We start from the raw sequence: 21744 nt of genomic DNA on the forward strand, positions 1-21744 counted from the left end.
CTACCAGACGAGGACGCCCGAGCAGTTGGTGGCGATGGCCACCAAGTACCCGCCGCTGTCCGCGCCCGGTCAGCCGCCCACGGCGGTGAGCAGCAGCGCCGCCGACGCGTCGTCGCCGGCCCGCCCCGCGGTGGCGAGCACGGCGGGCTCGAGCTCGCGGTGCACGCCGCCCCCGCCGTGCTCGTCGAGGTGGGCCACGGCGGCCGCGCACTGGAGCACGCCCAGCGCCCCGGAGCAGGGGCCGAAGCGCGCTTCGAGGTCGAGGACCGGCGCGTCGGAGGAGGGCCGGTCGGCGAGCCACCGGTCGGCGAGCCACAACCCCACCCCGGCGGCCCGGCCCTCCGGGGTGCCGAGCACCGCGTCGATCGCGGCCCGCGGGCCGGCCGACCGGGCGTACGCCGCCACCGTGGCGCGCGGCCGGGCACCGCGGGCCTCGGCGCTCGCGCGGGTCTCCAGCACCAGCGCGACGGCACCGTCCAGCGCGGGCCCGCCCAGCAGCTTGCCGACGGCCTCGCCCGACGGCTCCACGCCGACGACGACGGCGGCCCGGGCGCGCCCGGCGAGCAGGGTGGTGCGGGCCCAGAACACCGCGTCCAGCCCGCTCGTGGGGCCGTTGCACAGCGTGATGTTGGGGCCGCGCAGCCCGTGCCGCATGGCCACGGAGCCGGCGATCACATTGCAGGAGGTCTGCGGCAGCCCCATCGGGCTGAGGGCGGTGACGGTGTCCCGGGCGATGATGTCGGCGAAGGAGCAGACGCTGTCGAGAATGCCCAGATTGGAGCTGACCACGACGGCGGTGTGGTCGGCGGGCCCGCCGAAGGCGCCCTCCGCGTACAGGCCCGCGTCCCGCAGCGCCGGCTCCGTGGCGCGCAGCGCCAGCCGCGAGCCGCGGTCCTTGTGGCGCAGGTCCCGCCCGGTCAGCCCGGTGCGCGGGTCGAAGCCGCCGTCGCGTACGGCGCCGAGGAGCTCGTCGGCCAGCGTCAGGCCGGGGACGGCGAGGCCCACGCCCGTGACGACGACCTCGCGTTCGGCGGTGGCGGCGCCCCGCGCCGCGGTTGCCCGGCTCGGCCCGCTCATCGCGCCGCCTCCAGGATCGCCGCGGCGTTGATCCCGCCGAATCCGAACGCGTCGACCTGGGCCACGGACACCTCGGCGGTGGCCGCGCCGCCCCGGACCAGCCGCAGCCCGGCGGCCTCCTCGATCGGGTCGGTCAGCCCGAGCACCGGCGGCACGGTGCCGCGCTGGCAGGCGAGCACCGCCGTCACCAGGCTCAACAGCCCGGAACCGCCCAGGGTGTGACCGGTCATGGACTTGATGGCCGTCATCAGCGGCCCGGCGTCGGGCCCGCCCGAACCGGCGAAGATCCGCGAGAGCACGGTGGCCTCCGTGGAGTCGTTCTTGGGGGTGCCGCTGCCGTGCAGCATCACCAGGTCGATGTCGTCCGGCCCGAGCCCGGCGCGCTCGTACGCGTCGTGGAGCACCCGGGTGATGCCCTCCGGGTCCGGGGCGGTGGGGTGGTGGGCGTCGCAGTTCAGGCCGACCCCGCGCAGCCGGGCGTGCACCCGGCGGCCCGGCGCGGCCGCGCGCTCCAGCACCACGGCCACCGCGCCCTCGCCCATGAGCATGCCCTTGTGCGAGCGGTCGAACGGGCGCAGCGCGTCCGGCACGTCGTTCTGCACCCGGTCCAGGGTGCCGAACGCGCTCTCGCCGATCGCGTCGGTGCCGGCCACCACCACCGTGTCGGCCATGCCCATGTCGATCATGTCGGTGGCCATGCCCAGCGCGTAGAGCGCGGCGGCGCAGGCGTTGGCGAAGGTGTAGGTGCGCGGCGCGGCGAACTCCTCGCGCAGCGCGGTGCCGAAGTGCAGATCGGCGACGTCGAGGGGCAGGCCCTCCTTCCACCACAGCTCGGCGCTGCGCTGCTCCTGGAGGGTGGTGCCGATCAGCACGGGCACCTCGGACAGGTCCGTGCCGTGCCCGGCGTCCGCCAGGGCCTGGAGCACGGCGGCCTTCAGCCAGCGGGTGGCGCGGAACGGCTCGTCGACACCCGGGCGGGTCCGGTCGTCGATCTCGTACGCCTGCCGCGCCCGGTACTTGTCGGTGTCGAAGACCCGCAGCCCCGCCAGGGCGCTGCGGCCGGCGCAGAGCGCCTCGAAGATCTCCTGCGGGGTGTCGCCGATGCCCGCGACCGCCCCCATGCCGGTGATGTCCCAGGTCATGACCGCACCGCCCGTTCCCGCAGCTTGTAGGCGGCCAGCTTGCCGGTGGCCGTGGCCGGGAGCGCGTCGACGAACTCGAACTGGGCCGGGCGCTTGTACGGCGCCAGCTTGGTGCGGACCGAGGCCCGTACGGCGCGGCGCACCCGGTCCCGGTCGGCGCCCGCGGCCGTCACGGTGAACGCCACGGCGCGCTGGAGGCCGTTGTCGTCGGCCCGGCCGACCACCACGCAGTCGGCCACCCCGTCGGTGGCGCGCACCACGCTCTCGATCTCGCTGGGGACCACCTTGTAGCCGCCCAGGTTGAGGATGTCGTCGGCCCGGCACAGGTACTCGATGCCGCCGTCGGCGCCGCGCCGCACCACGTCGCCGGTGTAGGCGCCGCCGGCGGAGAAGGTGACCTCGTCCGCCTCGGGCCGGTTGAGGTAGCCGAGCGAGACGGTCGGCCCCGCGATGTGCAGCCGGCCCTCGACGCCGTCGGGCACCACGGCGCCCTGCTCGTCGCGGATCGTCACGATCGCGCCGGGCACCGGCACGCCGGCCAGTCCGTGCATCGCCCGGCCGGGCGGGGTGGCGATGACGACGTGCATGACCTCGGTGGCGCCCAGGCAATTCATCACCCGCGCGCCGAAGAACTCCTCGATGCGCCGGCTCAGTTCGGCGGGGCAGTGCTCGCCGGCGGTCAGGCACAGCCGCAGGGACGAGAGGGCGGCGAGGGACTCGTCGTCGCCGCGCTGCAGGGTCTCCAGCAGGCCGACGTAGAGCCGGGGCACCGAGCACAGCACGGTCGGGCGGTGGCGCCGCAGGGCCGCGCTCACCACGTGCACGTCGACGGCGCCGCGGATGAGCACCGTGCTCGCCCCGGCGGCCAGGGCGCACAGCACGGAGCTGCCGAAGCCGTAGCCGAAGGACATCCGGGCGGTGGACAGCACCAGGTCCTCCGGGCGCAGCCCGAGCACCGAGCCGAAGCCGTCGAGCATGGCGGTGATGGCGGTGGCGCAGTGCAGCACGCCCTTGGGGCGGCCGGTGCTGCCGGAGGTGTACTGGATCAGCGCCTCGCGGTCGGCCGGCCAGGTGGCCACGGGGCCGGCCTCGCCCGGGTGGTACGCGCCCGTGGGCAGCCCGGACGCGAGCCCCTCCCGGACCTCGTCGCCGGTCAGCAGGATCTGGCCGTCGAACGCGGCCTCCAGGGCCCGCTGCTGGGCGGGCGCGGTGTCGAGGTGGACGGCGCCGGCGGCGCAGTCGTCGCCGATGAAGCGGATGTCGGCCTCGTCCAGCAGGGGGCTCACCGGCACCGGCACACAGCCGTGCCACCACAGGCCGAGCACGGCCACGGCGGTGGCCACCGAGTCCTCGGCGACGACGAGGCAGCGGGTCCCGGGCCGGACGCCCGCCACCCGCAGGGCGCCGGCGTAGCCGCGGGCCGCCTCGTGCAGCCGGGCGTACGACACCTCGCCGGCGTCCGGGTCGAGATAGCTGGTCCGCTCGCCCCGGCCCGCCGCGAGATGCCGGCCGACCAGGCGGTCGACGAGGTCCACGGTGGGGCGGGCGCGGACGGCGCCCCGGGCTTCGGCGGCGCCTCGGGCTTCGGCGGCGGGGCGGGCTCCGGCGGCGCCTCGGACTCCGGCGGGGGGAGCGCCGTCGGGGCCGTCGGCGCCGGCCGGGTGCCCGAGGGCCGGGGCGATTCCGTCGAGGCCGGAGAAGCCGGCGGGGGTGGCGGCGCCCGAGGCGGCGTTCGAGGCGGCGTCCGGGAGCGGCGCGGGCAGCTTGCGGGCCAGCAGCTCCGCCGCGTCCCGGACGCTGTCGATGCGCGAGGTCTCCTCGTCGCCCAGGGTGACCCCGAAGGTCTGCTCAATGCGCGCCGCGATCTCGACCTTCTCCAGGGAGTCCACCCTGAGCTCCTCGTGGAACGACGCGTCGGCCGGCACGTCCTCCACATCGAATTCGAGGACGAACGCCACTATTTCGCGAAGCCGATCACTGGCGTCAGCATTCCGCACTGGTGGCACGGTGTGTACTCCTTTATCGGGATGGCACAGCTACCGGGGGGAAGTTCTGTGGGGGAATTCCATCGGATGCGCTGCGAAGACCCTAGCGAGCCGTATTCAACGAATCGAGCCGCAGGGTCGGAAGTACGTCAGGTCATATGTCAGGTTCCGAGCCGACCGGCCGAATTTGTATTGTGCCCCGGGGGTGTTCGCATTGAATTTCCCAGGTGTCGAAGGAGCTGGTCGTGGCCGCAACGGCGCACGACAGCGACCCGCGGGCCCCTGGACGGCGCCTGGTGATCCACTCGAATGACGCTCCGGTGGCGCTCGATATTCACTGGAGTGCACCCGCGGAATGCGTCCGGAGGTCGATGGAATCAGCCGTTCTGACGTACTCTCGTATGCGCGGTGGCGGGGTGGGGGAGGTTCCGTTTAAGTTCTCCTGTCGGCTGTCGGAACGACGGCTGGGACGACTTCAATGAAATGGAAATCGCATCCGTGTATGGGCAATTGACTGTGCGGCAGCGGTCGGAGCAGCAGTCGGACCAGCGGCCGGGAAACAGCCGGAAGAGAACCAGCGAAGCCACCCCTTTCGAGCCGCCGCTCACCACACCGAGGCCAGGTGAATGATGACCCTCACGTCACGCACCCTGCTCACACCGGAGGCCCGCCTGAGCCTCGCGGCCCGCGCCGACCTGGGAGGGGGCAATGCCTGGCGCATCGCGCTGGAAACCTCTCCCGCGCCCGACGCGCCGCTGCTCCTCGCCGATCGCCCGCTGATCGACCCCCGGGGCGAGGAACGCGCGGAGTTCAGCATCCGCGAGCTCGACGCCCTCGCCGACGCCTGGGCCGCCTGGTACCTCGACCGCGGCATCCGCCCGCGGGACCGGGTCTCCGTCTACATCGAGGACTCCTTCGAGGACCAGGTCCACCTCGCCGCCCTCGCCCGGATCGGCGCCATCGGGGTGCTCATCAACGGCCGCATGAAGCCGGAGCTCGCCCTCGGCCTGATGCGCCGCACCGGCTCCGTCGGCGTCTACACCGACGCCGCCCGGCTCGACCTGCTCGCCGGCCGGCTGCAAGACCTCCCCGACGCCCGGTGGACCTGCTCCCGCGAGGACGTCGGCGTCCTCGGCGACCGCGCGGTGCCCGACTCCGCGGTGTACCGGCACGGCGCCGAGGACCCGGTGGTCATCTGCCACTCCTCGGGCACCACCGGCAACCCGAAACCGGTGATCTGGACCCACCGGCAGAGCGTCGCCGGCGCCTGCTACCGGCTCGTCAACCACCCCGAGCCGGACGCCGTCCGGGTGCTCTCCGCCGCGCCCCTGACCCACTCCAGCGCCATCGCCTTCACCTTCTACTCCCTGCTCGCCGGCGTGCCGACGATCGGCTGGTCGGACTCCACCGGCCCCGGCGTGGCCCGCGGCTGCGCCACCCACCGCCCCACCGTCGTGCTCGCCTTCAACGAGGCGCTCTCCTCGATCGCCACCTCAGGACCCGACCCGGAGGACTTCTCCTCCGTCGAGGTGTGGGTCAACCTCGGCGACTGCGGCCACGACGCCCATATGCGCCGGCTGATGCGGCTCGGCCGCACCACCGCGGAGGACGGGACCACCACCCCCGGCTCGGTGATCGACGACGGGCTGGGCTCCTCCGAACTCGGCTGGGCCGCGCTCCGCCGGGTCCTCACCCCCGACGCGCCGCCGCGCGCCCGGCACCTGGGCCGCCAGGTCCCGATCGCCGAGGTCGCCGTGCTGCGCGAGGACGGCAGCCACGCCGCCCCGGGCGAGGTCGGCCTGCTGGGCGTGCGCAGCGACTCGGTGGCCCGCGGCTACTGGAACGACTCCGACACCACCTACCGCTCCATGCTCGGCGGCTACTGGCTCTCCGGGGACCTCGTGCACCGCACCGAGGACGGCGACTTCTTCCACGTCGACCGGGCCGTGGACGCCATCCGCACCGAGGACGGCGACGGCTACTCCGCCCTCATGGAGGAGGAACTGCTGCTCCACCTCCCCGAGATCGCCGACTGCGCGATCGTCGCCGGCCGGCTGCGGGAGCGGACCGTGCCGGCCGCCGTCGTCACCCTCCTGGCGGGCGGCGCCGACCCGGCCGACCTGCTGGCCCGGGCCAACGCGGTGCTCACCGGGGTGGGCCAGCCCCCGCTGGCCTTCCTGGAGATCGCCGCCTCCCCGGCCGACATCCCGCTCGGCCCCACCGGCAAGGTCCTCAAGCGGCAGCTGCGCGAGAAGTACGCCGCCCTGCACGCCTACCGCCCCGCCGACCCCAAGGCCGCCGCCCTCACGGACACCGAGCGGCAACCGCGCTCCGACGGTGCGCCGGGCACCGACAGCACGCCCGCCCCCGTAACGGACACCGGCAGCGCGCCGCACCCGGAGGAGGCGCCCGCCCGATGACCGTACCGGCGCCCGAGGCGACCCGGGACACGGTCGCCTGGCTCAACGACATCGGCGGGGACACCCTCGCCGGCCGCATGGGCATCACCTTCCTCGAAGCCGCACCGCACCGGGTGGTCGCCACCATGCCGGTCGCGGGCAACACCCAGCTCTACCGCATGCTGCACGGCGGCGCCTCGGTGGTCCTCGCCGAGTCGCTCGGCTCCATCGGCGCGGCGCTGCACGCCGGCGAGGGGCACATCGCGGTCGGTGTCGACATCAACGCCACCCACCACCGGGTCGCCCGGAGCGGCCTGGTCACCGGCGTCGCCACCGCGCTCCACCTCGGCCGGACCACCGCCACGTACGACGTCGTCATCTCCGACGAGGCCGGGCACCGCCTGTGCACCTCCCGCATCACCTGTGCCATCCACGCGAAGCGAAGAACCCGTGACCGAGACCCCGCCCACCCGTGACCCTGCCGGGTCCGCGACCGCGCCCCACCGCCGCACCGCAGTGCGGCGCCGCCCTCGAGGAGCCTCATGACCAACACACTCACCCCGCCCGGAGTGAAGGAAGCGGCACGTCCACCCCTGCGCCCGGGACCCGTCCTCCTCGTCCTGCTGTCGGCCATGTTCTTCGCGCAGTTCGACTTCTTCGTCGTGAACGTGGCCGCGCCCTCGCTGGAGGAGAGCATCAACGCCGGACCGGCGGCCCTCGAACTCGTCGTCGGCGGCTACGCCTTCGCCTACGCCGCCGGCATGATCACCGGCGGCCGGCTCGGTGACAAGTACGGCTACCGCCGGCTGTTCGTCATCGGCACCATCGCCTTCGCCGTCACCTCGCTGCTCTGCGGCATCGCCGTCAACCCCGAGCAGCTCATCGTCGCCCGGCTCGCCCAGGGCCTGGCCGGCGCGGTGATGGTCCCGCAGGTGCTCGCCATCGTCACCGCCGACTTCCCCGACGACCGCAAGCCGTGGGCCATGGCCTGGTACGGCGCCGCCGCCGGCCTCGGCTCCATCGCGGGCCAGGTGCTGGGCGGCGGCCTGATCGCCGCCGACTTCGCCGGCCTCGGCTGGCGCACCATCTTCCTGATCAACGTGCCGTTCTGCGCGGTCATCGCGGTCGCCGCCATGCGGGTGCTGCCCGCCAGGACGCAGCGCCGCAAGGTGGGCCTCGACCCGATCGGCGCCCTGGGCGTCTCCGTGGCCCTGGCCCTGCTGCTGGTGCCGCTGACCATGGGCCACACCTCGCACTGGCCGGCGTGGACCTGGATCAGCATGGCCCTGGCCATCCCGGTCGCGCTGATCACCCTGCACTGGGAGAAGCTGCTCACCCGCAAGGGCGGCAGCCCGGTGCTGGTCTTCCCGCTGTTCCGCAGCCCCTCCTTCCGCGGCGGCATGATCGCCAGCACGGCGTTCATGCTCTACTTCGGAAGCTTCATGTTCACCCTGACCCTGCTGCTCCAGTCGGGCCTGGGCCTCGGCCCCCTGGAGGCGGGCCTGGTCTTCTCGCCCATGGGCATCCTCTTCACCGCCACCTCGATGATCGGCGGCCGGCTCACCAACCGCTGGGGCATGGGCGCCCTCGTGGTCAGCAGCCTGGTCACGGCCGCGGGCCTGATCGCCCTCGCCGCCCGGCTGTTCGTCTCCGGCGCCGACACCGGGCTGCCCTGGATCGTGGTCTGCCTCTGCCTCATCGGCAGCGGCAACGGCGTGGTGCTGCCCGCCCTGTTCGGCGCCGCGCTGATGCGGGTGCGCCCGCAGGACGCCGGCATCGCCTCCGGCATCCTCACCACCACTCAGCAGTTCGCCAGCGCGGCCGGCGTCGCCGTCATCGGCGCCGTGTTCTTCGCCGTCGCCGGCACCGAGCCCACCAGCGGCAGCTGGGCCACCGCCATGGGCTGGGCCACCGGCATCAGCGTGCTGATGGTCTTCGTCGTGATGTGGATGACCTGGACCTTCAGGCGCTTCACGGGCGACGGAACCGACCGGAACACCGTGGTGCAGGCGCCCGCCCACGTCTGACCCCGCACGGCCAGGCCGGGGTGCGGCCCCTCCGCCCGGAGGCGGCCCGCGCCCCGGCCCCGCATCCGCCCACCCTGCCACCCGGGCGGACGCAGACGCATTCGCGAACACGGACAGGAGACAGCGCCTCATGTGTGGAATAGCGGGATGGGTCTCCTACGACCCGGCACGCCCCGTCACGCCCGACACCGCCGACGCGATGACCGAGACCATGGCCTGTCGCGGCCCGGACGCCCACGGCGTCTGGCTGGACCGCCGGGTCGCCCTCGGCCACCGCCGCCTCGCCGTCATCGACCCCGACGGCGGCAAGCAGCCCATGACGTTCGAGCGCGACGGCCGTACCGTGGTGGCCCTCACCTACAGCGGCGAGGTGTTCAACTTCCTCGAACTCCGCCGCGAGCTCATCGGCCTCGGCCACACCTTCCGCACCCACAGCGACACCGAGGTGGTCCTCCACGCCTATCTGGAGTGGGGCGAGGACTTCACCGAGCGGCTCAACGGGATGTACGCCTTCGCCGTCTGGGACGCGCGCACCGACGAACTGCTGCTGGTCCGCGACCGCATGGGCATCAAGCCCCTCTACTACTACCCGCTCGCCGACGGGCTGCTGTTCGGCTCCGAGCCCAAGGCGATCTTCGCCCACCCCGGGGCGCGGCCGGCCATCGACCACGAGGGGCTCGCCGAGCTGCTCGCCTTCACCAAGACCCCGGGCCACGCCGTCTACAAGGGCATGTACGAGCTGCGCCCCGGCCACACCCTGCGGCTGCGGCGCGAGGGGCTGCGCACCCGCCGCTACTGGGCCCTGGAGGCCCGCGACCACACCGACGACCTCGACACCACCGTCGGCCGCGTCCGGGAGCTCCTCGAGGACATCATCGCCCGCCAGATGATCTCCGATGTGCCGCTGGGCACCCTGCTCTCCGGCGGACTCGACTCCAGCGTCATCACCGCGCTCGCCGCCCGGCACCGCGCGAGCACCGGCGCTCCCCCCGTCCAGTCCTTCGCCCTCGACTTCGCCCGCCACTCCGAGAACTTCCGCGCCAACGACTGGCGCGGCACCCCCGACACCCCCTTCGCCGAGGCCCTCGCCCGCCATGTGGGCTCCGACCACCGGGTCGTCACCCTGCCCTCCACGGCGCTGCTCGACACCGCCGCCCGGCAGGCCGTGATGCGCGCCCGCGATCTGCCGTTCGACCTCGGCGACGGCGACACCTCCCTCTACCTGCTGTTCAAGGCCGTGCGGGAACAGTGCACGGTGGCCCTCTCCGGGGAGTCCGCCGACGAGGTCTTCGGCGGCTACCGCTGGTTCCACCACCCCGACGCCGTCGCGGCCGACACCTTCCCCTGGCTCGCACCGCCCTTCGGCACCGGCATCTCCGGCCCCGGCAGCGGCTCGACCGAGGCCCTCCTCGACCGCGGCCTGCTGGAGAAGATCGACCTGCACGGCTACCGCGCCGAGCGCTACCGCGAGGCCCTCGCCGAGGTGCCCCACCTCGACGGCGACGTCTCTCCGCTGGAGCGGCGGATGCGCGAGGTGAGCCATCTGCACCTGACCCGCTTCGTGCAGTGGATGCTCGACCGCAAGGACCGGGCCAGCATGGCCGTCGGTCTTGAGGTCCGGGTGCCGTTCTGCGACCACCGCCTGGTCGAGTACGTCTTCAACACCCCCTGGGCCATGAAGACCTTCGACGGCCGCGAGAAGAGCCTGCTGCGCGCCGCCACCCGCGACGTGCTGCCGCCCGAGGTCGCCGACCGGGTCAAGGCCCCGTACCCGACCACCCAGGACCCGCACTACCTGGCGGGGCTGCGCACCGGCCTCAAGCGCGTCACCGAGGGCCCGGACGCACCCGTACGCGCCCTGCTGGACGCCCCCTCGCTCGCCGCGGCCACCGCGGACGACGCGGGTCCGGCCTTCCGCACCAGCACCGAGCTCGTCCTCGCGCTCGACTTCTGGCTGCGCAGCTACGACGTGTCGCTGGAGCTGTAGCCGAACACCGGGGGCGCTCCTCCCGAACCGCGAACCTCCGGCTCCCCGCCCCGCAGGCCCCGCACCCCGGCGGCCGGCGGGGCGGGCGGCCGGGACAAGCGGGGCTCGACTCCTCCTTGTGCCCGCTGTGCTGTCATGGCGCTACGGCGAGACAACGGCACGGAAGAAGGGCAGAGGCCATGACCGCTTCCAGCGACGCGTCGGCGCGCGTCGTTCCGGCCGTCCGCCCACCCGGCTCCCTGCCCCTGTCCGCCATGCCGCTCAGGGTCGCCAGGGCCCACGCCCGGGACATTTTGGACGAGTTCGGCTACGTCTATCTCCACGACATCCCCGAGTACTTCGACTACGGCGCGTTCCTGCGGCACTTCGGCGATTTCCGGCCATGCGGCGGCGGCGAGCCGGTGCAGGACCTCGGGGGCCGGATCGCCCCGCGCGACCCTCGCGGCGCGGCGGCCACCGCCGTATCCCTGCCCCGCACCCTGGCGTGCGAGCACCCCGGGCTGCCGCCGCGCTTCCTGGCGCTGTGGTGCGTGCGCCCGGCCGCGCCCACCGGGCCCGGCACCGCGCTCGCGGACGGCAGGGTCCTGCTGGAGTCCTTCTCCACCGCCGAACGGCGGATCATGCGCACCCGGCGCTACGAGTGGCGCGGCGGCCCGGCCCCCGCCCCCGAGGCCGCCCGGCCGCACAGCGCGCACCCCCTCCTCGACCAGTACGGCGGCCGGGACGTGCTGCGCTACTCCGCCCAGCGGGTGGTGCGCGTCGACGACGGCTTCCTGCCCGGCTTCGTGCGCCGGGGGCTGGACTTCTTCGCCGAGGCCAAGGTGGTGGTGTGCTTCGAGCGCCGCGCCCTGCTGCTCTGGGACAACTGGCGGATGCTGCACGCGCGCACCGGCACGGCGCCGGCGGCGGACGGGGCCCACCTCAAGCGGGTTCTCATCACGGTGTGAGCGCGGGGGCCACGGTTGTGAGAACCGGGGTCACGGTGTGGACGCCCGGGCCGCCCTGCGCGTTGCTGTTCCGCGCTCCGGTATCCGTGTTTCCGTGCCGTCCGCGGGCGGGCCGCCCGCGCGATCAGTGGACGCAGGCGGCCAGCCGGGAGCGCGCGGCCACCAGGGCGTCCTCGATCGTGCGGGTGCCGGTGGAGACGCACAGGGTGTAGGCACAGTCCTGAATCGCCCGGTGGGTCTCCGGTGCCACGGTCTCCCGCCGGGTGAGGGGCTCCAGCTCCTCGTAGCGTTCGACCAGGTTCCGCAGCACGGCAGGGTGCGCCATCAACATCGACAGCCTCCATCAGTGAGTAGCGACCGGACGTCGACAGGTCCTGGCCGTCCATTGCGGCGCCTGCCCCGCCCCACACATCTCACACGCCACGACCGGAAGATGGCTCGAAGTCCACTATCGCCCGGGGAACGGCACAGCTGGCCCACGGCAGCGCTCGCCCGAGGCCGTCGGCTCAGCGGCGGACCCCCAGGAACAGCCCCCGGCCGCCCTGCACACCCGGCACGTACTCCGGCTCCAGCCCCGCCAGCGCGAACGCCCGCTCGTACCGCTCGCGGGGGAACAGCATCGCCCGGTGCGTCTCGGTGAAGTGCCGCACCCCCGACGCGGCGTCGGCGAGCACGTAGTGCACCTCCATCCGGGAGGCGTCGCCGTCCAGCGTCGAGTGCGACACCCGGGCGATCGTCGTGCCGTCCACCCGGATCACATCGCCGGACACATGGCGGTCGAGGAACGTCTCGGGGAACCACCACGGCTCCACCGCGACCACCCCGCCCGGCACCACATGGCGGGCGAAGCACCCCAGGGCGGCGCGCAGTTCCGCCTCCGACTCCACATAGGCGATGGAGGCGAACAGGCAGGTGACCGCGTCGAAGGCGCGGCCCAGGTCGAACGCCCGCATGTCCCCCCGGTGCAGCGGCGCGTCCGGCACCGCCGCGCGGGCGAGGTCGAGCATCGGCTCGGACAGCTCCAGCCCCTCCGCGTGGCCGAACAGCGCCCGGAACGGCCCCAGATGGGCCCCGGTCCCACAGGCCACGTCCAGGACCGAGCGCGCCCCGGGGCGACGGGCGAGGATCTGCTCGGCGACCACCGCGGCCTCCGCCCCGTAGTCCTTGCCGCGTGCCCGGTGCTGCGCGTCGTAGATCTTCGCGGATTCCGCTCCGTACATGGACCCTCCCCGGGTCGGTCGGACCGTGCGATGGGACCGGAAGGATCGCCCCCGGTGGTCAAGGGCCGCTCGATCGGCCCGCCCGGCCCCGCTCCGGCGGCGGTCGGGCGGCGCTGCGGCCGGGCCGACCGCCGCCCCACCGCCGCCCGAGCCCGCCACGCTGCGCTGACCTACGGCCGACGCACGGCGATCGCGCCCCCGACGGCGGCGCGTCGCGACGGACGGAAGGAGCGGCCATGTCCTCGTACGGCAGTGTGCTGGTGCTCGGCGGCACCGGATTCGTCGGGCGCGCGGTGTGCGACGCCTTCGCCGCGCGCGGCGCCGAGGTGGTGGCCGCGGCCCGGCGCCCGCCCGGCGGGCCCGGCGCCCACCGGTTCCTCCGCCTCGATCCGACCACCACCCCCGCGGCGGACCTCGCCGAGCGCCTGGACGCGGTGCGCCCGCGCACCGTCGTCAACACCATCGGCAGCATCTGGGGGCGCACCGACCGGGAGATGTGGGACGCCGCCACCCTCCCCACCCTGCGGCTGCTGGAGGCGCTCACCCTGACGACCGCCCGGCCGCGGCTGATCCACCTGGGCTCCGTCCTGGAGTACGGGCCCGTGCCGCCCGGCACCACCGTGGGCCCGGCCACCGTGCCGCGCCCCGACACCGCCTACGGCAGGGCCAAGCTCGCGGCCACCCGCGCGGTGCTGGCCGCCTGCGCCGACGGCCGGGCCGAGGGCATGGTGCTGCGGGTGGCCAACGTCGCCGGCCCCGGCACCCCGCCGGTGAGCCTCCTCGGCCGGGTGGCGGCCGCCCTGCTCGCCGCCGGCCCGGGCACCGGCGCGCCCGCCGTCGTCGAGCTCGCCCCGCTGCGCGCCCACCGCGACTACATCGACGTACGGGACGTGGCCGACGCCGTCGTCGCCGCGGCCGGCTCGTCCGTGAACGGCGAGGCCGTGGACATCGCCCGGGGCGAGGCGGTCGCCGTCCGCGCCCTGGTCGATCTGCTCATCGAGGTGAGCGGGGTGCCGGCGACGGTGCGCGAACGGCCGCCCGTGGGGGAGGCGTCCGCGGCCGCCGAGGACTGGCTGCGGGTGGACACCCGGCCGGCCCGGGAGCTGCTCGGCTTCGCGCCGCGCCGCTCGTTGGAGGACGCCGTACGCGCGTACTGGCGCTCCCTGGCCCCCGCGGCGACCGACGCTCAAGAAAACAACTCGCCTATTCACCCCGGAGGTTGACCGCCCATGACCACCTACGTCTGGGACTATCTGCCCGAGTACCACCAGGAGCGCGCGGACATCCTCGACGCCGTGGAGACGGTCTTCGAGTCCGGCCGGCTCGTCCTGGGCGAGAGCGTCCGCGGCTTCGAGCGGGAGTTCGCCGCCTACCACGGCGTGCCGCACTGCACCGGCGTCGACAACGGCACCAACGCCGTCAAACTCGGCCTCCAGGCGCTCGGCGTCGGGCCCGGTGACGAGGTGATCACCGTTTCCAACACGGCGGCCCCGACCGTCGTCGCCATCGACGGCGCCGGCGCCACCCCGGTCTTCGTCGACGTCCACGAGGACACGTATCTCATGGACACCGACCAGGTCGAGGCGGCCATCACCCCCCGCACCAAGGCCCTGCTGCCGGTCCACCTCTACGGGCAGTGCGTGGAGATGGCCCCGCTGCGGCGCCTCGCCGAGCGGCACGGCCTGGTGGTGCTGGAGGACTGCGCCCAGGCCCACGGCGCGCGCCACCACGGCCGCCTCGCCGGCACCTTCGGCGACGCCGCCGCCTTCTCCTTCTACCCCACCAAGGTCCTCGGCGCGTACGGCGACGGGGGAGCGGTCCTCACCTCCGACGCCGCGGTGGACCGCGCGCTACGTCGGCTGCGCTACTACGGCATGGAGGAGGTCTACTACGTCGTCGACACCCCCGGCCACAACAGCCGCCTGGACGAGGTGCACGCCGAGATCCTGCGCCGCAAGCTCACCCGGCTGGACGCCTATGTCGCCGGCCGGCGCGCGGTCGCCCGCCGCTACGCCGAGCACCTCGCCGACCTCACCGGCCCCGGCGGACTCGTCCTGCCCACGCTCGCCCCCGGCAACGACCACGTCCACTACGTCTACGTGGTCCGCCACCCGCGCCGCGACGACATCATCGCCGAGCTCAAACGCCATGACATCGCGCTGAACATCAGCTACCCGTGGCCGGTGCACACCATGACCGGCTTCGCCCATCTCGGGTACGGCAAGGGATCGCTCCCGGTCACCGAACGGCTCGCCGGGGAGATCTTCTCGCTGCCCATGTACCCGTCGCTGCCGGTGGACGTGCAGGACAGGGTGATCGGGGCCCTGCGGGACGTGCTGGCGAGCCTGTGACGACCCGTGACGACCCCGTGACGACCCCGTGAGCGCCATCGGCGCTCGGACCAAGAGCTCGTACGAGGAGGAGCACCCCATGAAAGCGCTCGTGCTGGCCGGAGGGCTGGGAAGCCGGTTGCGCCCCTTCAGCCACTCCATGCCCAAACAGCTCATTCCCATCGCCAATACCCCGGTGCTCGTGCATGTGCTGGAGCAACTGCGGGCCCTGGGCGCCGCCGACGTCGGCATGATCGTGGGCGACCGGGCCCGCGAGATCACCGCGGCCCTCGGCGACGGGTCCGCCCACGGCGTGCGGATCACCTACATCCCGCAGGAGGAACCCCGAGGGCTGGCCCACTGCGTGCGCATCGCCCGCGACTTCCTGGGTGACGAGGACTTCGTGATGTACCTCGGCGACAACATGCTCCCGCAGGGGGTCGCCGACATCGCCCGGGACTTCCGAGCCCGGCGCCCGACCGCCCAGATCGTGGTCCACCGGGTGACCGACCCCAGCGCCTTCGGCGTCGCCGAGGTGGACGCCGACGGCCGGGTCACCCGGCTGGTGGAGAAGCCCCTGCGGCCGCGCAGCGACCTCGCGGTGGTCGGCGTCTACTTCTTCACCCCCGCCGTCCACCGGGCGGTGGACGCCATCCGGCCCAGCCCGCGCGGGGAACTGGAGATCACCGACGCCCTCCAGTGGCTGGTGACCCGCGGCCACGACGTACGGGCCGGCGTCTACACCGGGTTCTGGAAGGACACCGGCCGGATCGAGGACGTGCTCGACTGCAATCGCGAACTCCTCGACGCGCTGGAGCCGGCCGTCCTCGGCGAGGTCGACGGCGCCAGCGAGCTGATCGGCGCGGTCGTCGTGCAGAAGGGCGCCCGGGTGGTGCGCTCCCGGATCGTCGGCCCGGTCGTCGTCGGCCCCGGCGCGGTCGTGGAGGACAGCCACATCGGCCCCCACACCTCCATCGGCCGCGACTGCCGGCTGCGCTCCGCCGGCCTGGACTACTCGATCATGCTGGACGGGGCCACCGTCCAGCGCGTCAGCGGGGTGCACGGCTCGATCATCGGCCGCGCCGCCACCGTCACCAGCGCCACCACCACCGGCCGCAAGCGCCTGGTGGTCGGCGACCACGCCAGCATCGAGGTGGCGGCATGAGGCCCATGAGCGGCACGGGGCCCACGGGCGGCATGAGGCTCCTGGTCACCGGCGGCGCCGGATTCATCGGCTCGCACTATGTGCGCACCCTGCTCGACGGCGGCTACGCCGGCGCCGAGAACGCCCGGGTGACCGTGGTGGACAAGCTCACCTACGCCGGCAACCGGGCCAATCTGCCCCTCCACCACGACCGGCTGACCTTCGTCGAGGGCGACATCTGCGACACCGCCCTGCTCCACGACGTGCTGCCCGGCCATGACGCGGTGCTGCACTTCGCCGCCGAGTCCCATGTGGACCGCTCGCTGGCGGACCCCTCGGCCTTCGTGCGCACCAACGTCGGCGGCACGCAGAACCTGTTGGAGGCGTGTGTGCGCACCGGCGTACGGCGGGTGGTGCACATCTCCACCGACGAGGTGTACGGCTCCATCGCCCGGGGCGCGTGGACCGAGGACTGGCCGCTCGCCCCCAACTCCCCGTACGCCGCCTCCAAGGCCGGCAGCGATCTGATGGCGCGCGCGTACTGGCGCACCCACGGACTGGAGGTGTCCGTCACCCGCTGCTCCAACAACTACGGGCCGTACCAGCACCCGGAGAAGCTGATCCCGCTCTTCGTCACCAACCTGCTCGACGGCCAGCCGGTGCCGCTCTACGGCGACGGGCGCAATGTCCGCGAGTGGCTGCACGTCTCGGACCACTGCGCGGCCGTGCACCTCGTGCTGACCCGGGGCCGCCCCGGGGAGATCTACAACATCGGCGGCGGCGAGGAACGGACCAACCGCGAGATCACCGATCTGCTGCTGGATCTGTGCGGGGCCCCGGCCGACCTCGTACGACGGGTGCCGGACCGCAAGGGGCACGATCTGCGCTACGCCCTGGACGACACCAAGATCCGCGAGGAGCTGGGCTATCGGCCCCGGGTGCCGTTCCTCACCGGGCTGGCCGACGTCGTCTCCTGGTACCGCGACAACCCCGCCTGGTGGGAGCCGCTGAAGGAGCGGCGGGCCGTCGCGGCGGGCGCGCCGGCGGCGCCCGGGAGCGGGGGCCCGGGGTGACCGCCGGTGTCGGGGAACGGCAGCCTGGCGTGGCCGCAGGCGCCGTTCACGCCGTTCACGCCGTTCAGGCCGTGCGCGCCGCCCGTGACGGCCGGCTGCGGCCGCGCGAGGACCGCGGGCTGGCCGCCCGGCTCGCCCGCTCGGCCGCCGCGGCGGACGGGGACCGGCTACCGCTGAAACGATTCGACGACTGGCTCGACAGCCGCCGCCGCGCCCACCCCTTCCGGGTCCGGCGCGTGCCCTTCGCCGCGCTCGACGGCTGGCACTTCGAGGAGGACACCGGCAACCTCGCCCACCACAGCGGGCGCTTCTTCACCGTCGAGGGCCTGCGGGTGCGCATGGGCGATCCGGGTATTCCGGGCACTCCGAGTCGGCCACGGGAGTGGCACCAGCCCGTCATCCGCCAGCCGGAGGTCGGCATCCTCGGCCTGCTGATGAAGGACTTCGACGGGGTCCCGCACTTCCTGATGCAGGCCAAGATGGAGCCGGGCAACCCCAATCTGCTCCAGCTCTCACCCACCGTCCAGGCCACCCGCAGCAACTACACCCGGGTGCACCGCGGCGCGCCCGTGCGCCACCTGGAGTTCTTCGCCGGACCCGGCCGCGGCCGGGTGATCACCGATGTGCTCCAGTCCGAGCACGGCTCGTGGTTCCACCACAAGAGCAACCGCAACATGATCGTCGAGACCGACCGGGAGGTACCGCTCACCGACGACTTCCGCTGGTTGACGCTCGGGCAGCTGCACGCGCTGCTGGCCCGGGACCATGTGATCAATATGGATGCCCGTACGGTGCTCTCCTGCCTCGCGCCGTTCCTGCCCGTCGGTGGTGGCGGAGGGCCCCTCGCCGCCGCGCTCGCCGCCTCCCGCGACCCGGACGCCGGGGCCCTGGTCCCCACGCCCGAGCTGTACAGCTGGTTCACGGGCCAGCGCTCCGACCGGGAGGTGGAGGTCACCCGTGTGCCCCTGCGCGAGACCCGCGGCTGGGAGCGCACCGCGACCGGCATATCCCGCCTCGACGGCCGCTACTTCACGGTGGTCGGGGTCTCCGTCCGGGCCGGCAGCCGCGAGGTGACGGGGTGGTCCCAGCCGCTGTTCGCCCCCACCGGGCCGGGCGTGGTGGCCCTCGTGGTCAAGGAGTTCGACGGGGTGCTCCATCTGCTGCTGCGGGCCCGCGCCGAGCCGGGGTTCCTCGACACGGTGGAACTCGGCCCCACGGTCCAGTGCGTTCCGGAGAACTACGACCCGGGCGAGCGGCCCTCCCTGCTCGACGAGGTGCTGGCCGCGGACCCGTCCCGTGTCCTCTACGACGTGGTGCACTCGGAGGAGGGCGGCAGATTCCTCGACGCGTCCAGCCGCCATCTGATCGTCGAGGCGGACGACGCGTTCCCGGTCTCACCGGACCGGCTCCCCGCCGACTGCGCCTGGTTCACCCTGGGGCAGGTGGCGGCCCTGCTGCGGCATGGCCACTATGTGAGCGTCCAGGCCCGGACGCTGCTGGCCTGCCTCGGCTCGCTCGGCTGACCGCGCGCGGGCGCGGATGAGGACGAGGGGGGGGCCGCACGCGGCGCCCCCCTCGAAGCCTTCACGGCCGACGGCCGGTCGGTTCGCCGGTGTGCCCGGCCGAACTCGACATGCCGACACGGCCGGAGCGAGTCAGTCGTCCTCCGGAAGAGGATTCCGCAGCGAAAGGAGATCCCAGCGGTTGCCGTACAGATCGCGGAAGACCGCCACGGTGCCGTACGACTCCTCCCGGGGCGGCTCCTCGAAGACGACCCCGGCCGCCACCATCCGGGCGTGGTCCCGCTCGAAATCGTCGGTGTGCAGGAACAGCGCCACCCGGCCGCCGGTCTGGTCGCCCACGCGCTCCACCTGTTCGGGGCGGGCGGCGCGGGCGAGCAGCAGCGCGGTCTCCCGCGCTCCGGGCGGGGAGACGACGACCCAGCGCTTGCCGTCGGACAGCAGCGTGTCCTCGACCAGCTCGAAGCCCAGGGCGTTGACGTAGTAGTCGATCGCCTCGTCGTAGTCGCGCACGACGAGGGTCACCAGACCGAGATGAGACATGGGGCGATCCTGCCACCACCGGCCGGCGGGCCCGCGGGCGGTCTCCCCGGCCGTGCGCCGCTCGATCGCGTTCCGGCTCCGCCGGGAGGCGCCGGCCCCGGGGAGCGGTCGGTCAGACGCGGCCGGCCAGCAGGGCCCCGGCCACGGCGCGCTGCTCGGGGGAGAGGGTCTCCTCGCCGTCCTCGACGTCCCACAGCGCGTTCTGGAGCACCCGGCCCAGGGTCCACCGCGCCGCGCGCCGCCGGTCCAGACCGAGCACCTCGGTCATCAGGTCGAAGCGGCGCAGCACGGCCCGCTCCACGCGGCCGGTGGCGACGGCGTCCTCCCACCGGTTGTGCAGCGCCGGCAGCAGCTCGAAGCCGGGGTCGCCGGCGAGCGGCTTGGGGTCGATGACCAGCCACGGCTCGCGTGGCGCGGACGGGTGCGCGGCGAGCACGTTGCCGTAGTGCAGGTCCCAGTGGAGCAGCCGGTCGCCCGGCTCGTCGAGCACCTCGCGCACGGCGTCCGCGCAGCGCTCGACCAGCCGGCGGTCGGCCTCGGCGGCCAGCTCGGGCAGCGCCTCGGGCACGTCCTCCAGCAGGGCGGCGGCCACGTCGGCCAGCCGCCGCAGGCCCGCCGGGGCCGGCGTGGCCGTGAGCCGGGCGAGCAGCCCGGAGAGGATCTCCAGGGCGGCCATGTCGTTGCGGACGGCGGCGAGCGAACGGGTCGGATTCAGCCGCTCCAGCAGCATCGACCCGGAGGCCGGATCGTGCTCCAGCAGCCGCACCGCGCCGTCGCCGCCCCAGGCGCGCAGCGCGGCGGGCTCGCCGCCGGTCTCCTCGTCGACGGGCTGGAGCTTCAGCGCCGCGCGGGTGCCGTCGGCGCGCAGCACCGGCAGGACGAGGGCCACGGCGCCGTGGACGGCCGGTCCGTCGGGGCGCAGCCCCCAGGCGGCGAGGCGCTCGGCGGCGAGGGCGGGCAGCGCGCCGAGCCAGGCGCGCCCGCCGTCCTCGGCCCACTCCGCGTGGGCCTCGGCCAGCGCGGCGGGTATGGCGATCGGTTCGACGCCCCCGGTGGGCTCCGGGGGCGTGCCGACGGATGCGTCGGAGGGGGAGCGGTCGAGTGTCGGGTATCCGTCCACGGCGCCACCCTCGCCGCCCGGGTCACCGCATGTCAAAGGGGTTTTCCGCGCGCGGCGCGGGCGGCCCGCGCAGCCTCTTCGCGCCGCGCGCCGCCCGTACCACCGGCCTTCGCCCCGCGCGCCGCGCCACCGGCCTTCCGCGCCGCGTGCGCGGCCCCCGCGACCCCGCCGGCCCGCGGCATGCTCACGCCTCCGCGCCCTCGGCGGAAGCCTCCTCCAAGGCGTCCTGCAAGGTCTCCTGCGACGCCTCCTGCCGGGGGGCCGGGAGCGGCCGGGCGGCGGCCGGCCCGAGCAGCTCGGACATCGTCCCGGCGGCGCTCACCGCCGCGTCCCCGCAGCAGTTGTTGAACAGCACGTGCACCGCGTCGGCGCGCTCGGCCAGCGAGCGCACCCGCGGCACCCAGGCCAGCAGCTCCTCCCGCCCGTAGCGGTGCCGGAAGCGGTCCTCCTTGCTGCCGTCCGCCCAGCGCGGGCTGCGCCCGTGGAACCGTACGACCGACCACGCGCGGCAGGTCGCCGCGGTGACCGGCGGCAGGGAGGCGGGGTGGCCCTGCACGGTGTCCACGGCCACGAACGCCATCTCCCGGCGCGCGAGGAACGCCAGCGCCCGGTCGAGCCGGGCGGGGTCGGCCCAGCCGGGGTGCCGGAACTCCACCGCGACCGGCAGCCCCGCCGTGCGCTCCCGGCACTCCTCCAGGTACTCCTCGGCGCGCCGGCCGGGCGCGAACCAGGGCGGGAACTGGAACAGCACCCCGCCCAGCCGCCCCGCGTCGCGCAGCGGAGCCAGGGCGTCGAGGAAGGCCGACCACACAGCGTCCACGACGTGCGCCGGCAGGTCCCCCGGCCGCAGCAGGCGCCGCTGGTCGACGGCCGGCCGCAGGTCCTTCGGCAGCGCCCCCACCCGCGTGGGGTGGCCGGTCAGCAGGGAGAACGCCTTGACGTCGAAGAGGAACCCGGCGGGGGTGCGCTCGGCCCACAGCCGGCTGTTGCGCACGCTCGGCAGCGCGTAGTACGTGGCGTCCACCTCGACGACCGGGAAGCGCGAGGCGTAGTGCCGTAACCGCCCCTCGGGGTCGCGCGCCCCCGTCGGGTACCAGCCGCTGGCGAGCAGCGCGGGGTCCGTCCACGAACAGGTCCCGACCAGAATGTCACCCATGCCGCTCGGCTACCCGCGCCGCCCGCCCCGAACAGGTGGAGCGCGTGGGCGACCAGACCGGCGGCCGGGTGGCG

Annotated in this window: 18 protein-coding genes; 10 read left to right on the plus strand and 8 right to left on the minus strand. The window is 74.2% G+C overall.

Annotated elements, in window-relative coordinates:
* Positions 1-69: 69 nt before the first annotated feature.
* From ACSNOD_RS13360 to ACSNOD_RS13370, 3 genes are read right to left on the minus strand one after another with little or no spacing between them, the layout of a single operon-like run.
* Positions 70-1077: a beta-ketoacyl synthase N-terminal-like domain-containing protein gene (locus ACSNOD_RS13360; protein ID WP_436767109.1), complete on the minus strand. Its 1008-nt coding sequence runs from the start codon at positions 1075-1077 to the stop codon at positions 70-72.
* Positions 1074-2219, minus strand: coding sequence for a beta-ketoacyl synthase N-terminal-like domain-containing protein (locus ACSNOD_RS13365; protein ID WP_436767110.1), 1146 nt, complete (start codon positions 2217-2219; stop codon positions 1074-1076). Before ACSNOD_RS13365 ends, ACSNOD_RS13360 begins: the two co-directional genes overlap by 4 nt.
* A complete protein-coding gene (locus ACSNOD_RS13370; protein ID WP_436767111.1) occupies positions 2216-4216 on the minus strand; it encodes an AMP-binding protein in 2001 nt (666 codons plus the stop codon). Before ACSNOD_RS13370 ends, ACSNOD_RS13365 begins: the two co-directional genes overlap by 4 nt.
* Before the next feature lie 617 nt (positions 4217-4833).
* Here ACSNOD_RS13370 and ACSNOD_RS13375 point away from each other — a divergent pair.
* From ACSNOD_RS13375 to ACSNOD_RS13395, 5 genes are all read left to right on the plus strand, one after another.
* Entirely contained in the window at positions 4834-6624 is a 1791-nt protein-coding gene (locus ACSNOD_RS13375) for an AMP-binding protein (RefSeq protein WP_436767112.1), read from the plus strand.
* Positions 6621-7079, plus strand: a complete 459-nt coding sequence (locus ACSNOD_RS13380; protein WP_436767113.1) for a hotdog fold thioesterase — start codon at positions 6621-6623, stop codon at positions 7077-7079. Before ACSNOD_RS13375 ends, ACSNOD_RS13380 begins: the two co-directional genes overlap by 4 nt.
* A gap of 66 nt (positions 7080-7145) precedes the next feature.
* Positions 7146-8630, plus strand: a complete 1485-nt coding sequence (locus ACSNOD_RS13385) for an MFS transporter (protein ID WP_436767114.1) — start codon at positions 7146-7148, stop codon at positions 8628-8630.
* 130 nt (positions 8631-8760) lie between these two features.
* Positions 8761-10617, plus strand: coding sequence for an asparagine synthase (glutamine-hydrolyzing) (gene asnB / locus ACSNOD_RS13390; protein WP_436767115.1), 1857 nt, complete (start codon positions 8761-8763; stop codon positions 10615-10617).
* 179 nt (positions 10618-10796) lie between these two features.
* A complete protein-coding gene (locus ACSNOD_RS13395; protein WP_436767116.1) occupies positions 10797-11564 on the plus strand; it encodes a TauD/TfdA family dioxygenase in 768 nt (255 codons plus the stop codon).
* Positions 11565-11688: 124 nt separating this feature from the next.
* On the opposite strand, the gene ACSNOD_RS13400 is transcribed toward ACSNOD_RS13395, so the two are convergent.
* Positions 11689-11895, minus strand: a complete 207-nt coding sequence (locus tag ACSNOD_RS13400) for a DUF5133 domain-containing protein (RefSeq protein ID WP_436767117.1) — start codon at positions 11893-11895, stop codon at positions 11689-11691.
* A 175-nt stretch (positions 11896-12070) separates the two neighbouring features.
* Complete coding sequence (locus ACSNOD_RS13405) at positions 12071-12784, minus strand: class I SAM-dependent DNA methyltransferase (RefSeq protein ID WP_436767118.1); 714 nt, start codon at positions 12782-12784, stop codon at positions 12071-12073.
* 236 nt (positions 12785-13020) lie between these two features.
* Between ACSNOD_RS13405 and ACSNOD_RS13410 the strand changes: the two genes are divergently transcribed.
* The 5 genes from ACSNOD_RS13410 (at position 13021) to ACSNOD_RS13430 (ending at position 18854) form a co-directional block, all read left to right on the plus strand.
* Complete coding sequence (locus ACSNOD_RS13410) at positions 13021-14007, plus strand: NAD-dependent epimerase/dehydratase family protein (RefSeq protein ID WP_436767119.1); 987 nt, start codon at positions 13021-13023, stop codon at positions 14005-14007.
* 6 nt (positions 14008-14013) lie between these two features.
* Entirely contained in the window at positions 14014-15135 is a 1122-nt protein-coding gene (locus ACSNOD_RS13415; protein WP_436767120.1) for a DegT/DnrJ/EryC1/StrS family aminotransferase, read from the plus strand.
* A 79-nt stretch (positions 15136-15214) separates the two neighbouring features.
* Entirely contained in the window at positions 15215-16279 is a 1065-nt protein-coding gene (locus ACSNOD_RS13420) for a glucose-1-phosphate thymidylyltransferase (RefSeq protein ID WP_436767121.1), read from the plus strand.
* Positions 16280-16311: 32 nt separating this feature from the next.
* The gene (rfbB, locus tag ACSNOD_RS13425) at positions 16312-17331 is read left to right on the plus strand and encodes a dTDP-glucose 4,6-dehydratase (RefSeq protein WP_436767125.1); all 1020 of its coding nucleotides are present in this window, start codon (positions 16312-16314) and stop codon (positions 17329-17331) included.
* Between the two features lie 71 nt (positions 17332-17402).
* Positions 17403-18854, plus strand: a complete 1452-nt coding sequence (locus ACSNOD_RS13430) for an NDP-hexose 2,3-dehydratase family protein (RefSeq protein ID WP_436767122.1) — start codon at positions 17403-17405, stop codon at positions 18852-18854.
* Between the two features lie 132 nt (positions 18855-18986).
* Here ACSNOD_RS13430 and ACSNOD_RS13435 read toward each other — a convergent pair whose 3' ends face one another.
* The 3 genes from ACSNOD_RS13435 to ACSNOD_RS13445 all read right to left on the minus strand — a co-directional run bounded on the left by ACSNOD_RS13435 (position 18987) and on the right by ACSNOD_RS13445 (position 21670).
* Complete coding sequence (locus ACSNOD_RS13435) at positions 18987-19394, minus strand: VOC family protein (protein ID WP_436767123.1); 408 nt, start codon at positions 19392-19394, stop codon at positions 18987-18989.
* 112 nt (positions 19395-19506) lie between these two features.
* Positions 19507-20430 (minus strand): aminoglycoside phosphotransferase family protein, encoded by a 924-nt coding sequence (locus tag ACSNOD_RS13440; protein ID WP_436767126.1) that lies wholly within the window; start codon positions 20428-20430, stop codon positions 19507-19509.
* A gap of 268 nt (positions 20431-20698) precedes the next feature.
* Positions 20699-21670 (minus strand): DUF72 domain-containing protein, encoded by a 972-nt coding sequence (locus tag ACSNOD_RS13445; RefSeq protein ID WP_436767124.1) that lies wholly within the window; start codon positions 21668-21670, stop codon positions 20699-20701.
* Positions 21671-21744 lie beyond the last annotated feature (74 nt).

It is taken from the genome of Streptomyces sp. URMC 123 (assembly GCF_051386515.1).
In the GTDB taxonomy this organism is placed as follows: domain Bacteria; phylum Actinomycetota; class Actinomycetes; order Streptomycetales; family Streptomycetaceae; genus Streptomyces.

Excerpts from the sequence above, each read along its gene's own strand:
- ACSNOD_RS13360 (WP_436767109.1), bottom strand. The coding sequence starts at position 1,077 with ATGAGCGGGCCGAGCCGGGCAACCGCGGCGCGGGGCGCCGCCACCGCC.
- ACSNOD_RS13365 (WP_436767110.1), bottom strand. The coding sequence starts at position 2,219 with ATGACCTGGGACATCACCGGCATGGGGGCGGTCGCGGGCATCGGCGAC.
- ACSNOD_RS13375 (WP_436767112.1), top strand. The coding sequence starts at position 4,834 with ATGACCCTCACGTCACGCACCCTGCTCACACCGGAGGCCCGCCTGAGC.
- ACSNOD_RS13380 (WP_436767113.1), top strand. The coding sequence starts at position 6,621 with ATGACCGTACCGGCGCCCGAGGCGACCCGGGACACGGTCGCCTGGCTC.
- ACSNOD_RS13385 (WP_436767114.1), top strand. The coding sequence starts at position 7,146 with ATGACCAACACACTCACCCCGCCCGGAGTGAAGGAAGCGGCACGTCCA.
- asnB (WP_436767115.1), top strand. The coding sequence starts at position 8,761 with ATGTGTGGAATAGCGGGATGGGTCTCCTACGACCCGGCACGCCCCGTC.
- ACSNOD_RS13395 (WP_436767116.1), top strand. The coding sequence starts at position 10,797 with ATGACCGCTTCCAGCGACGCGTCGGCGCGCGTCGTTCCGGCCGTCCGC.
- ACSNOD_RS13400 (WP_436767117.1), bottom strand. The coding sequence starts at position 11,895 with ATGTTGATGGCGCACCCTGCCGTGCTGCGGAACCTGGTCGAACGCTAC.
- ACSNOD_RS13405 (WP_436767118.1), bottom strand. The coding sequence starts at position 12,784 with ATGTACGGAGCGGAATCCGCGAAGATCTACGACGCGCAGCACCGGGCA.
- ACSNOD_RS13410 (WP_436767119.1), top strand. The coding sequence starts at position 13,021 with ATGTCCTCGTACGGCAGTGTGCTGGTGCTCGGCGGCACCGGATTCGTC.
- ACSNOD_RS13415 (WP_436767120.1), top strand. The coding sequence starts at position 14,014 with ATGACCACCTACGTCTGGGACTATCTGCCCGAGTACCACCAGGAGCGC.
- ACSNOD_RS13420 (WP_436767121.1), top strand. The coding sequence starts at position 15,215 with ATGAAAGCGCTCGTGCTGGCCGGAGGGCTGGGAAGCCGGTTGCGCCCC.
- rfbB (WP_436767125.1), top strand. The coding sequence starts at position 16,312 with ATGAGGCTCCTGGTCACCGGCGGCGCCGGATTCATCGGCTCGCACTAT.
- ACSNOD_RS13435 (WP_436767123.1), bottom strand. The coding sequence starts at position 19,394 with ATGTCTCATCTCGGTCTGGTGACCCTCGTCGTGCGCGACTACGACGAG.
- ACSNOD_RS13445 (WP_436767124.1), bottom strand. The coding sequence starts at position 21,670 with ATGGGTGACATTCTGGTCGGGACCTGTTCGTGGACGGACCCCGCGCTG.